Below are 12,615 nucleotides of genomic sequence, written 5' to 3'. Positions count from 1 at the left end.
GGAGCGTCTTTATCCGATCGAATCAAATTTTTCGCATTTTGTTCCGTCTATTGTTTACCGTCTTGGGTTTGGCGGTAGGGCGCCTATTCTTGGAAATGCTCACCGAGTTGGGCGCCAGAGGGATTGTCGAAACCTATGTGCCTACATTCTTCTTGCCGATCTTTGTTTTTCTCATTTTTGCAATTTTATTTTTCTTCCTCGGCAAGTATGTGTATCGGTGGGTAGATCGTTTGATCGTCTTTGCAGAGGCGAGGATGAAAGATCTGCCCGCCGGCGATATTTTATGGGGCGTTGCGGGGCTCGTCATCGGGATGGTATTGGCCTATCTGGTCTCCATTCCGGTCTACCGGCTCGACATCGCTTTTATAGGCAGCCTGTTGTCGCTGTTTATCTATATCATTTTCGGCATATTGGGAATTCGTATTATGCTGTTTAAGCGGGAGGAGATCGCGACTTCTCTTAAAAATTTCATCTCCGCCAAAGAGATGCCGAAGTTAAAAAGCGGCGAGAGGAAAGCCGCTATGGCAAAAATCCTGGATTCGTCGGTGATTATCGACGGCAGGATTTCGGATATTTTGGCACTGGGATTTTTAGAGGGTCCGATTGTGGTTCCCACCTTTGTGGTGGCGGAGCTGCAGTTGATCGCCGATTCTGCCGACGGTATGAAGCGGACCCGAGGAAGAAAAGGCCTCGATGCCATTCGCAAAATGCAAGAGGACGACAAGCTCGAGATCGTGGTCTCGGAGCGGGACTATCCCGAAGCCCACGACGTGGACGCCAAGCTCCTCAAGATGGCAAAAGAGGTGAAGGGGATGGTGGTCACCAACGACTACAATCTCAATAAGGTTGCCGCGGTGCAGGGCATACCGGTCTTAAATATCAATGCCCTGGCGAATGCCTTAAAGCCCGTCTTTGTAACTGGCGAAAAGATCCGCGTGTCGGTGGTAAAGCCCGGTAGCCAGGACAAGCAGGGGCTGGGGTATCTGGACGACGGCACGATGATCGTCGTGGAAAACGGCATCGACTATCTGGGCAAAGAAATCGACTGCATCGTCACCAGTATGTTGCAGACCAGTGCCGGAAAGATGATCTTCGCCAAGCCCGCCCACCAGTAGGCATAGAAAAAGCGATGGACAAATGTCCATCGCTTTCGTTTTTTCTTACTCTTCTTTCAAGGTGAAGAGGTGGTGTACTTTTTTGCCCTTTCTGAGGCGTACGCCTTCGCGCAATGCCTCGGGGGTGATCAACTGATCATGGGAAGCGACCTTTTCGTCGTCTACGGAGACCCCGCCTTGTTTGATTAAGCGGCGGCCTTCGCTCATCGAGGAGATGAGTTCGCCTTTTTGCATGAGTTCTACGACGGTGATGCCGCCTTCGACTTCGCCGGCCGAAAGTTCGGTGGTGGGCATTTCATCGGTATCGCCGCTTCCGCCGAAGAGGGTGCGGGAAGAGGCGAGCGCCTTGTCCGCCTCTTCTTTGCCGTGGACTTCGTTGGTGATTTCCCAGGCGAGTCGTTCTTTCGCTTCGTTCAACGCCTGTCCTTCGAGCTTTTCGTATTCGGCGATTTCGGCGTCGGAAACGTCGGTGAGGAGCTTGAGGAACTTGATGACGTCGCGGTCGTCGCAGTTTCTCAGGTATTGGAACATCTCGTAGGGAGAGGTCTTCTCGGGATCGAGGAAGATAGCGCCCTTCATAGACTTGCCCATCTTTTGGCCGTCGGCGGTGGTGAGCAGCTTAAAGGTCATAGAGTAGACTTTGCCGTTTTCCAGTTTGCGCACCAAATCGTAGCCACCGAGCATATTGCTCCACTGATCCGAACCGCCCAACTGCAGCTGGCAGTTGTGTTTGCGGTAGAAGTAGAGGAAGTCATAGGACTGCATGAGCATGTATCCCATCTCAAAGAAGGTCAGTCCCTCTTCGAGCCGGTTGGCGTAGGCGTCGAGTTTGAGCATATGGTTTACGGAGAAGTGGATGCCGATCTCGCGCATAAAGTCGAGGTATTTCAGGTCCAGCAGCCAGTCGCCGTTGTCTTCGGCGATCGCCTTTCCGTCGCCGTAGTCGATAAAGTGGGAGAGCTGCTCCTGGAAGCAGCGGATATTGTGATCGATGTTTTCCTTGGTTAAGAGCTTGCGCATATCACTTCTACCGGAGGGATCTCCGATCAAGGTGGTGCCGCCCCCGAAGAGGGTGATGGGGATATGGCCGGCTCTTTGGAAGTGCTGCAGTACTTTTACCTGGAGATAGTGGCCCAGGGTCAGCGAATCCGCCGTGGCGTCAAAGCCGATATAGAAGGTAATGGGTCCTTCGGCCAATCGTTCTTTGAGTTCTTCGGGAAAAGTTACCTGGTCGATGTAACCTCTTCTCTCCAATAGGTCAAATACATTTTCGGTCATAATGCCTCCTTTTAAGCACAAAAAAAGACTCGAGGGAAAGGGCGTCTCTTCGACGCGGTACCACCTTTCTTCGCACAAAGCCTTAAAACAGTATTATACTCCGGCGTTGTAATTTTGAGGACGCCATCAACGTATATATTCGATTTGCATTTTATTATAAGTACCCTAGGTGCGGATGTCAAGTATCTATGTAATAAATTTGTTTTTACTATTCATATATAAGTATGATAGTATGAAGGGGAAACGAGGTGGAATATGATCGGTGTGGATGTGGTCTATATCCCCCGGGTAGAAAAGATCTTAGCGCGCCGCCGCGAGGCGTTTTTGCGCTATATCTCAGAGGGGAACGAATACGAGGGGTTGCGGAAGAAAACCGCCGCCGGCATCGCCGCGCGTTTTGCCGCGAAAGAAGCCATGGCGAAGGCCCTGGGCACGGGGATCGCCCGCGCGGGCCTAAAGAATTTGAAGGTGCGCTATACGGCCGCCGGCGCGCCCTATGGGGTGTGGAAGGACCGCCTGTTTGCTCTTTCCCTAAGCCATGAAAAAGACTATGCCGTCGCCGTCGCCAGACTCCGCAATAGGACGGTGCCGCGCATCGATCCCGAGATGGCGCGTCTATTGCCCGCCATACATACCGACGACCACAAGGGAGACCGGGGAAAAGTGCTCGTCATCGGCGGAAGTCTCGGGATGTACGGCTCGGCGGAGTTTTCCGCCAGGGCGGCGCTCCGCGCGGGCTGCGGGCTCTCGTATTTGGCGGTCCCCGACGCCTGTATGCGGGACTTTGCCCTGCGCGCACGGGAGGTGATCGTAAAGGGGCAGTCGGATTTTTCGATTTTGAACGAGGCGGATGCGGTCGCGATCGGACCCGGCATGGGGCGGGACGAATCCGCGGGGGCGCTTTTGGCGTCGGTCCTTTCGAAGGATGTTCCTATGGTGGTGGATGCCGACGGCCTGTACCATTTGGCGCAGGCGCGGCCCGCCGAAAAACGGGACGACAGGATCTATACCCCCCATGCCGCGGAGGCAGCCCGCTTGATCGACCGGGACAGCCGCTGGGTGGCGGCGCACCCCGAATCGGCGGCGGATCTGTTTTTGGCGCGATACGGCGGCATTTTGGTCTTGAAGGGGCCGCGGACGCTAATCGCCCGAGAAGGGGAGCGCGCGGTCAATGCCACGGGTAATCCGGGCATGGCCACCGCCGGAAGCGGGGATGTGCTCACGGGCATCATTACGTCATTTCTCGCCCAAGGCGCTGACGGTTTTACCGCCTGCCGCTTAGGGGTATATATGCACGGACTGGCGGGAGATGTGGCCGCGCGACATAAGGGAATGCGCAGCCTGATCGCATCGGATATCATCGAATATCTGCCCGAAGCCTTTGGATTGTCGGAGGCGGATTCCGGCGTCGAGTCGCATACATAAAAATTGCATAGAAAGGATGTGATCTATGGTTATCAAGCGAGGAGATATCTTCTACGCGGATCTCAGTCCTGTGGTCGGATCGGAACAAGGCGGCGTGCGTCCCGTGGTCATCGTACAGAATGACGTGGGCAACAAATACTCGCCGACGACGATCGTCGCTGCGATCACTTCGCAGATGAACAAGACCAAGCTCCCCACCCACGTCAAGGTGCGGGCGGCGACCAACGATTTGCCGAAAAATTCGGTGATCTTGCTAGAACAGGTGCGGACCATAGACAAAAAGAGATTAAGAGAGAAGATCGGAAAATTCAATACGTCTATTATGGACGCGGTGGACGATGCCATCAAAGTAAGTCTGGGTCTATAGTACATAGGATAAGCACGGGTTTTCTCGTGCTTATTTTCATATTGAATTGGTGAAGCAACGGGAATGTTGTATAATGGATCTGCTAAGTATAGGGAAAGAAAGGATGAGTATGTGAGAGGCCGAAGTAAAAAAACAATGGCGGCGATCCTGGCCGCTTTGGGGCTGATCGCCGTGGTCGTGCCCGCGTTTGCACAGCAGGACGACCCCTTGGTGTCCTTAAGCTATTTGAACCAACGGCTGGCGGCGCTGGAAAAGAATATCACCCAAGAGAGTCCCAAGGAGCAAGCGCCCGCCGGGAATGTGGAAAATGTGCTCGAAGTCGTGGAGCTTGCGCACAATCAGCGGCTGATCGTCGCACAAGGTAGCGAAATGATTCTACGGAGCGGAGAGGCGAGCGTGATCGCATCGTCCCTCGGCGGCTTGAGCGATGTCACCGGCGGTACGGATTTGTCGCATGGAAAAGCGGCGCCGAAGAACCATATGCTGATCGCGCCGCGCAGCGACGGCAGGGGACTTTCTGCGACGCGCGACTCCATCGTGTTGGTGCGCGGCAGCTATCGCATTGCCGACGGTGAGTAGCGATGACGATGAAGATTCTGCACTTGATCAGCGGCGGGGATACCGGCGGCGCCAAGACGCATATCTATTCGCTGTTAAAGGGACTGGAAGAAGAGGCATCGGCGACGATGGTCTGTTTTCGCCCCGGTCCCTTTCTCGACGGCGCCCGCGCGATCGGGATCGACGCCCGCCTTGCGGAACAGAAAAATCGCTTCGATATGGGCGCGCTCTCGAAAGTCGCCGAACTCTGTGCGCGAGAACAATTCGATCTGATCCACTGCCACGGCGCCCGGGCAAATTTTAACGCCATGTTTTTGCGCCGGCGCATTCGCGTGCCTATGGTGACCACTCTCCACAGCGACTGGCGGCTGGACTTTAAGGACAATCTTATAAAAGATATGATCTTTACGCCCTTAAATGTCTTTGCCCTAAAGCGCTTCCCCTTTTATATCGCCGTCACCGAGCGGTTTAAGGAAATGATGATCGATCGGGGATTTCCGGGCGATCGCATTTTTGTGGTCTATAACGGCATCGACATGGAAAGGCGCGAAGACTATGTCGAAAAAGACGAGTTTTTGGCGCGCTACGGCTTAAGTCGATACAAAGACCGCTTGCTATTTGTCATCGCGGCGCGTCTGGACGCGGTAAAAGACCACCGAACGCTTCTCGAGGCGATTCGTACGGGGCAAGATGCCCTTGGGGATACGCATTTTCTGATCGCCGGCGAAGGCGCCGACGGCGAAGGACTGCGGGAATTCGTACGGAGGCACGAATTGGAAGATCTGGTCTCGTTTTTGGGACAGGTGAACGACCCGTATAGCCTATTTCACGCCGCAGATGTGAATCTGCTCACCTCCGTTTCCGAAAGTTTTCCCTACGCACTGCTCGAAGGGGCGAAGGCAAAGGTGCCGTTTATCGCATCGGCGGTGGGCGGCATTCCCGAGATGGCAGGGGAGGCGGGGCTGCTCTTTCCGGCAAAGGACGTAGAAGCGCTGCGTTCTCAGCTGGTGTATGCGGCCAATCACAGAGCGCAAATGCAAACGCGCGGCGAGGCCCTGTACGATTTTGTCCGCGCGCGATTCAGTCAGAAAGCCATGGCCGAGAGCCATATACACATTTATGAAACCATTTTGAAGAGGTATGAAAATGATCGATAATAAAGGAAGAATTTTCGGCAAAATCAATATCATCGATTTGCTGTTTTTATTGATTTTGCTGGTGGCGTTGATCGGCGGCTTTTTCCGTTTTCGAAATTCCGCGGTCTCCGTAGAAAAGACCGCGCCGGGTAAGATGACGATGTTGATCGACAATGTGCGTACGCCGACGGTAGAAAACATACAAGAAGGCCAAGATCTCTACCACTACGACAAGGGCGTATTTCTCGGAAAGATCGTCGGCAAGCGCGTCGTCCCCTTCGAAAAGGAAGTGGATTACGAGGGCACATGGGTCAAGGCGGAAGTGCCCGATCGCTATACGGTCTATATCGACCTCGATGTGAATGTCACCGAATCGGACAAATCGTATCGGGTCGGTGGCGAAGAAATTCGGGTCGGCAACGAATACCGCGTAAAGTCGAAACAGAGCTCCTTCACCGGCGTCTGCGTCGGCATCCGCGTCGACGGGGAATAGACGATGATCCAATCCAGTTTGCTGATACGCGGCATTCTCGCCGTACTCAAGACGTTGGAAAACTGGTACGAAGACAGCGCTTTGCACCGTTTTTTTGCGGCGATCGGGCGATTTTTCAGCCGGAGCGCAAAGGGAAGCGTCGCCCTGTATGCGGCAGAACACGCCGAGGCGGTCGTAGAGCGATCGATTGCCTTCGCGGTGCTCCGCGGCATCGTGCGCGTCCTAAACACCGTGATCGTCTGGCTGCGCATGCGCTTTCGCGGGGCGGGGGAAGGCGCAAAAGTGTTTTCCTATGTGGCGGATTTTAAGAGCCCCCGCACGGCGCTTTCGACCTTCGGACCCCTGTCCGCCGGTTTCGGACTCGCGCTGACGGTGATCGCCATGATGTTTGCGCGGCCGATGGCGCTGATCGGGATCGGGTTTTTGGCATTGGGCCTGTTTTCCCTCTTCTTTTCCGAGAAAACCGACGAGAAGGCAGATACCGCGATCTCTTTGCGCATTCTGAAAAAGATCGCCGCGCTGTTTGTGCACGATGAGGAGGCGGAAGCATGGCAGAAAAAATAAGACACAATCCGCTGCTCCTCTTTGCCTTGGGCTTCTTGCTGGGGGGCGTGGGGCTGTATTTTAAGATTCCCTATGCGACGGTTCTGTTTTTGGGGCTCGTCGCCCTCGCGGTGTTCTTCGAAAGTCCCTATGTAAGCGTCCTCTGCGGCGTCTTCGGCTATATATTCCTGCCGGATATTTTGACCCTGCTCCTCTTATACGGCACCTTCGGCCTGTATGTATTCCGTCGCTTCTTTCGACCGTCGACGCCCTTTGTGGCAGCCGGGCACGAGGCGATCGCCTATGTGTATTTTCTCTTTATGATTATACAGACCGTAACCTCGCTGCTCTTGTTCGGCTCCCTACGAGACCTCGCCATTCATACCGGGGGCATGTTTCTTATGATCCTCGTCATCAACGAGGCGACGGAGGCAGAATCTTTACACAAGCTCTTTAGCGCCGTTACCGTGGCGGCGACCCTGCTCGCATTGATCGGGATCGCCCAATACGTGATCGGCGTCGACATACAGGCGGAGTGGGTAGACACCAGCTCCAATGCGGAGATTCGGGCGCGGGCGTATTCGCTCTTCGGAAACCCCAATATCTTCGCCGAGTATCTGGTGATGGTGATGCCCCTTACGGTGGCGACGTTTTGGACCACGAAACGGGACGGCGTGCGGCTACTCTTTGTGGCGATGTTTCTCGTACAGCTCGCGGCGCTCTTTATGACCATGTCCCGCGGCGGTTGGGTCGGCCTCGCCTTTGCGGCGCTGGTATTTGTGTGGATCGTGCGAAAAGAACTTTTGCTGCTTGCGATTCCCCTCTCGGGAATCGGGATGTTTTTTATACCGGAGACCTTCGTATCGCGGTTTTTGACGATTTTTAACTTCCGGGACTCTTCCACTTCCTATCGCTTTAAGATCTGGGAGATCACCGAAGAATTGATCCGCGACCACTTTTTGGTGGGGGTGGGACTCGGGCATCAGCCCTTTAAGCTGATTTTCGAGCAGTATATCCGCACCATGCCGATCTTTCACGCTCACAACTCGTATATCGAGATCTTTGCCGAACTGGGCGTGGTGGGATTTGTGCTGTTTCTCCTCTTTATGGGGAGCATCTTCGTAAATCTGATTCGGTATCCGCTCCGGAGCGAAGATCCCTATATCCGCATTTTCGGAGCGTCACTCACCGCTTCCTTCTGCGGTATGTTGCTCCACGGCATGTTTGAAAATATTTTCTATATGACGAAGATTACGACGACGTTTTGGCTTCTCTTGGCGTTTACCTATTGCCTGGTCAGGATCTGTAAACAGAGGCGTGCTTCGGCGCATAGCGAGAAAAGGATGATTTCCCATGGGGAACAAAGTTTTATTTAGCGGCTATTACGGCTTCGACAACAGCGGCGACGACGCGATTTTGCATGCCATTGTGGAAGATATTCGCAGGATCGATCCCGCCGTCTATATAAACGTGCTCTCCTACGACCCGCCCCGCACACGCTTTCTCTACGGGGTATCGGCGACGCAGCGGTTTCACTTCGCCTCGGTCAAAAAGGCGATCCAAGAGACGGATCTTTTGATCAGCGGCGGGGGGTCTCTGTTGCAAGATGAAACCTCTTCCCGCTCTTTGTACTACTACTTAGGCGTTATGGCGCTGGCGCAGCGCATGAAAAAGAAGATCTACGTCTACGCCAATGGGGTGGGGCCCATCCACGGCAATCTGAACCGCAAACTTACGGCAAAGATCTTAAACCGTACGGATCTCATCACCCTGCGAGACGAGGACTCCGCGCGGGTGCTTGAAGAGATCGGCGTGGTGCATCCGCCGATCCGCGTAACAGCGGATCCCGTATACGGACTGAAGGGGATCGACGGCCAACGGGCGCGGGATCTCCTGCGCTACGAGCGGATTCCCGCCGAAAAGCACTATCTCGGCGTCGCCGTGCGCAAATGGAACAAGGCGCCGGCGCTCGCGAGAAAACTCGCCTATGTCCTCGACCGCGTACAAGAGGAGCTGGGCCTTTCGGTGCTCTTTATTCCGCTCCACTACCCGGAGGACAAGCATTTTGCCGACGGCGTGCGCAATTATATGGTGCATAAAGAAAACGCCTATGTCGTAAACGGCAACTACGGCGTCGAAGAGATCCAGGGCCTGGTGGGCCTATGTACGGAACTCGTCGCCATGCGGCTGCACGCGTTGATCTACGGCGTGACCGCCAATATTCCCATGGTGGGCATCGTCTACGATCCCAAGGTGCGCTCGCAGCTGGAGGCGCTCGCCATCGGCGAGTATGTGGAGGCCGAAGGGTTGGACGAGCGAAAGCTCTTAAACGATATTATATTTTCGTACAGGAATCGGGATCTGTTGCGGCGTAGGCTAAAGAGAAAACACGAAACGCTGTTGGATAAGAGCAGGAGGAATGTCGATTATGTCTTCGATCTCTTGGAAACAAAGAGATAAAATACGCATCTTCAACACCGTCGTCGACGACATTCGAAACGAAGAGCGCGCGGAGATTCTGGCGGAGATGCTCGAGGAGGACCGCTTTCACCGGATCTTTACGCCCAATACGGAAATCGTGATGGCGTGCCGAAAAGACCCCGTCTTTGCCGAGGCGATGAACGATTCCGATCTAATCGTCGCCGACGGCATCGGCCTGGTCATCGGCTCGAAGATGCGCGGGTATCCCTTATCGGAACGCGTGACGGGTTACGATCTTTCCATCGACCTTTTGGATTTGGCGCAGCGGACGGGAAAGAAGGTCTTTTTTCTCGGCGGAAGAGAAGGAATCGCCGAAACGGCGAGAAAGAACGTACAAGACCGCTGGGGCGATATCGTAGCCGGCGTACACCACGGGTATTTTCAGGGCAAGCACAACTGCGGTGTAGAGACGCAAGAAGAACGAGAGATTCTTCGAGAGATCGACAACAGCGGCGCCGAGATTTTATTTGTCGGCCTGGGATTTCCCAAACAGGAGAGCTTTATCCTGGAAAACCAGGACGCGCTTTCGAAGGTGCGCATCGCCATCGGTAACGGCGGCGTCCTCGACGTGCTCGCCGGCGAAGCCAAGCGTGCACCGGCGTGGTTTATACGATACAATCTAGAGTGGTTGTATCGTCTGATGAAGAATCCGTCCCGATTGTCCAGACAGCTGGCGATCCCGGCGTTTTTGTGGCGGATCCGACGAGACAAAGACGCCGTAGCCCGCGTAGCATCCGAAAAAGGAGGAAACGATGCAGAATAAATATAAAGAAGCGATTAATACATTAAGAGCCCTCTCCATCGACCAGGTGGATACGGCAAATTCCGGACATCCCGGACTTCCCCTGGGCGCAGCCCCCATGGCGTGGTCTCTGTGGGCGCATGAGATGGACTTTTGGCCTGAAGACCGAAGCTGGCCGAATAGAGACCGCTTTATCCTGAGTGCGGGCCACGGCAGCGCGCTGTTGTATTCGCTGCTCCACCTATTCGGATACCCCACGACGGCAGACGATCTAAGGGGGTTTCGGACGCTCCACTCCAAGACGCCGGGACACCCGGAATACGGGCATACAGAAGGCGTAGAGACCACCACGGGTCCCTTGGGCGCGGGCATTTCTACGGCGGTGGGCTTTGCCATGGCGGAAAGCCGTCTAGCGGCTCAATTCAATAAGCCGGGCTACGATCTCATCGATCACCATACCTATGTGCTCGCCGGCGACGGCGATTTAATGGAAGGTATCAGCAACGAGGCGTCCTCTTTGGCGGGTACTTTGGAGCTGGGCAAGCTGATCGTGCTCTACGACTCCAACAATATCACCATCGAAGGCGATACGGATTTGTCCTTTAAGGAAGACGTGGCGGGGCGCTACCGTTCTTTGGGTTGGCATGTACTTACCGTCGAAGACGGCGAAGACATCCGCGCCATTGTGGGCGCGATCGATGCCGCCAAACAGGAAAAGATCAAGCCCAGTCTGATCGAAATCAAGACGAAAATCGGCTTCGGCTCCCCGCTGGAAGGTTCGGCACAATGCCACGGATCCCCCTTGGGCGCCGACGACAACGAAGCGACCAAGAAAAAGCTCGGTTACGGGGAGGCGGAATTTGTCGTTTCCGCCGCCGTAAAAGAGCAGGTGGCGGAGATCCTCGCCGAAAAGGAAAAGAATTACCGCGCCTGGAAGGAACTGGAGGCGGGGTATCGGGAAAACTTCCCCGCGGAATACGAAGCATTTGTCGCGGGATTTGACGCCGAGAAAAAAGACCTTTCCTTTATGGACGAAGACGAATACTGGCAGCCGGTCGAAAAGGATATGGCGACCCGGGCGAGCTCCCACGTATATCTGCAAAAGGTCGCCCGCGGCATGGGCAATCTCTTCGGCGGCAGTGCCGACCTCGCGCCTTCCAATAAGAGCGATATGAAAGAAGAAGGACAGTATTCCGTCGACAATCGCGCCGGCGGCAATGTAAACTTCGGCGTGCGCGAACACGCCATGGCCGCCATCGTTAACGGCATCTATCTCCACGGGGGCTTCCGCTCCTACGGGGCGACATTCCTCGTGTTTTCCGACTATATGAAGCCGCAGCTGCGCCTTGCGGCCTTGATGCATTTGCCGGTGACCTTCCTCTTCACCCACGACAGCATCGGCGTCGGGGAAGACGGCCCCACGCACCAGCCCATCGAACACCTTACGATGCTACGGAGCATTCCCAATATGATCGCCTATCGCCCGGCGGATTCCACCGAGGTGGCGGCGGCATGGTATGTGGCCATGCACTCCAAGGAAACCCCGGTGGCCCTGGCACTTACACGCCAGGGTGTACCCGAGCTGGAGGGCACTTCGAAAGAGGCCTTAAAGGGCGGCTATGTGGTGAAAAAAGAATCGGGATCCCTAGACCTGATTCTGATCGCATCGGGAAGCGAACTCGCGCCGGCGGTATCGGTGGCCGAGAAGCTCGCCGAAGAAGGTTGCGGCGTGCGCGTCGTCAGTATGCCTTCGCAAGAGCTTTTTGAGGCCCAATCGGCGGAATACCGGCAAAGCGTCCTGCCCGAAGAGGCGAATGCCCGCGTTTCGGTGGAAGCCGGCTCGCGCATGAGCTGGTATCGCTATGTGGGTAGAGACGGCCTCGCCATCGGCATCGACGAATTCGGCGCCTCCGGCAAGGCGGATGCGGTATTCGACCTGTTCGGATTGACCGAAGAAAAGATCTATGCCGCCGTGCGCCAGTATCTCGACGGCAGAAAATAAGTATATCGAACAGCTTGAATATGTCTTTTTCCTTCTCTATAATAAAATGGTGTAAGGACTTTATGGAAACATATATCGAAAGGACATATCTATGAAAAAAATGGCAGCCCTCGGCGCTACGGCGCTTTTGGCTTTCACTCTGGCGGCATGTGGAAACGGCGCCATCTACAAGGACGGCACCTATACGGGAGAAGCGCCCGGCTACGACCCCGAAAACCCCATAAAGGTCGAAGTGACCGTCGCCGACGGCAAGCTCTCCGATATTCAGATCTTAAACCACGGCGAATCTGTGGATAAGATTCCCCAGGCACAAGATGCGTTGGACACCTTACCCGGCGCCATCGTCAAAAAGGGATCTACCGATATCGACGGCGTCTCCGGCGCCACCAAGACCTCGGGCGGCATCAAGTCGGCGGTCGACGCGGCCCTTTCGGAAGCAAAATAAGCAGGCATATAAAAAGCGGATGCACGGCAT

The 12,615-nt window shown here is 55.0% G+C and carries 13 protein-coding genes; 12 read left to right on the top strand and 1 reads right to left on the bottom strand.

What is annotated here, in order from left to right; all coding sequences use genetic code 11:
- Window positions 1-38 precede the first annotated feature (38 nt).
- Window positions 39-1,115: a PIN/TRAM domain-containing protein gene (locus EL294_RS05155; RefSeq protein ID WP_503487457.1), complete on the top strand. Its 1,077-nt coding sequence runs from the start codon at window positions 39-41 to the stop codon at window positions 1,113-1,115.
- A gap of 45 nt (window positions 1,116-1,160) precedes the next feature.
- Here EL294_RS05155 and tyrS read toward each other — a convergent pair whose 3' ends face one another.
- On the bottom strand, window positions 1,161-2,393 hold the full coding sequence (tyrS, locus tag EL294_RS05150; RefSeq protein ID WP_126465616.1) for a tyrosine--tRNA ligase: 1,233 nt from the start codon (window positions 2,391-2,393) through the stop codon (window positions 1,161-1,163).
- A 255-nt stretch (window positions 2,394-2,648) separates the two neighbouring features.
- Here tyrS and EL294_RS05145 point away from each other — a divergent pair, with 255 nt between their 5' ends.
- From EL294_RS05145 to EL294_RS05095, 11 genes are all read left to right on the top strand, one after another.
- Complete coding sequence (locus tag EL294_RS05145; protein ID WP_126465615.1) at window positions 2,649-3,818, top strand: NAD(P)H-hydrate dehydratase; 1,170 nt, start codon at window positions 2,649-2,651, stop codon at window positions 3,816-3,818.
- A gap of 25 nt (window positions 3,819-3,843) precedes the next feature.
- The gene (locus EL294_RS05140; RefSeq protein ID WP_126465614.1) at window positions 3,844-4,185 is read left to right on the top strand and encodes a type II toxin-antitoxin system PemK/MazF family toxin; all 342 of its coding nucleotides are present in this window, start codon (window positions 3,844-3,846) and stop codon (window positions 4,183-4,185) included.
- 111 nt (window positions 4,186-4,296) lie between these two features.
- Window positions 4,297-4,764: a hypothetical protein gene (locus EL294_RS05135; RefSeq protein ID WP_126465613.1), complete on the top strand. Its 468-nt coding sequence runs from the start codon at window positions 4,297-4,299 to the stop codon at window positions 4,762-4,764.
- Window positions 4,765-4,766: 2 nt separating this feature from the next.
- A complete protein-coding gene (locus EL294_RS05130) occupies window positions 4,767-5,900 on the top strand; it encodes a glycosyltransferase (protein WP_126465612.1) in 1,134 nt (377 codons plus the stop codon).
- Window positions 5,890-6,372 (top strand): DUF4330 domain-containing protein, encoded by a 483-nt coding sequence (locus EL294_RS05125; protein WP_164715237.1) that lies wholly within the window; start codon window positions 5,890-5,892, stop codon window positions 6,370-6,372. The genes EL294_RS05130 and EL294_RS05125 overlap by 11 nt, the downstream gene beginning before the upstream one ends.
- Before the next feature lie 3 nt (window positions 6,373-6,375).
- Window positions 6,376-6,936, top strand: a complete 561-nt coding sequence (locus tag EL294_RS05120) for a hypothetical protein (protein WP_126465610.1) — start codon at window positions 6,376-6,378, stop codon at window positions 6,934-6,936.
- On the top strand, window positions 6,921-8,291 hold the full coding sequence (locus EL294_RS05115; RefSeq protein WP_126465609.1) for an O-antigen ligase family protein: 1,371 nt from the start codon (window positions 6,921-6,923) through the stop codon (window positions 8,289-8,291). The genes EL294_RS05120 and EL294_RS05115 overlap by 16 nt, the downstream gene beginning before the upstream one ends.
- Window positions 8,269-9,375 carry a polysaccharide pyruvyl transferase CsaB gene (gene csaB / locus EL294_RS05110; RefSeq protein ID WP_126465608.1) on the top strand — a complete coding sequence of 369 codons (1,107 nt, stop codon included), beginning with the start codon at window positions 8,269-8,271 and terminating at the stop codon, window positions 9,373-9,375. Before EL294_RS05115 ends, csaB begins: the two co-directional genes overlap by 23 nt.
- Window positions 9,344-10,159: a WecB/TagA/CpsF family glycosyltransferase gene (locus tag EL294_RS05105; protein ID WP_126465607.1), complete on the top strand. Its 816-nt coding sequence runs from the start codon at window positions 9,344-9,346 to the stop codon at window positions 10,157-10,159. The genes csaB and EL294_RS05105 overlap by 32 nt, the downstream gene beginning before the upstream one ends.
- Window positions 10,149-12,140, top strand: a complete 1,992-nt coding sequence (gene tkt, locus EL294_RS05100) for a transketolase (protein ID WP_126465606.1) — start codon at window positions 10,149-10,151, stop codon at window positions 12,138-12,140. The genes EL294_RS05105 and tkt overlap by 11 nt, the downstream gene beginning before the upstream one ends.
- Window positions 12,141-12,231: 91 nt before the next feature.
- A complete protein-coding gene (locus tag EL294_RS05095; RefSeq protein ID WP_126465605.1) occupies window positions 12,232-12,585 on the top strand; it encodes an FMN-binding protein in 354 nt (117 codons plus the stop codon).
- The last annotated feature ends 30 nt before the right edge of the window (window positions 12,586-12,615 follow it).

The organism is Aedoeadaptatus ivorii, assembly GCF_900638585.1.
Classification (GTDB): domain Bacteria; phylum Bacillota; class Clostridia; order Tissierellales; family Peptoniphilaceae; genus Aedoeadaptatus; species Aedoeadaptatus ivorii.
The sequence above is the reverse complement of the archived record's forward strand: the minus strand, read 5'-3'. Positions and strand labels throughout refer to the sequence as shown.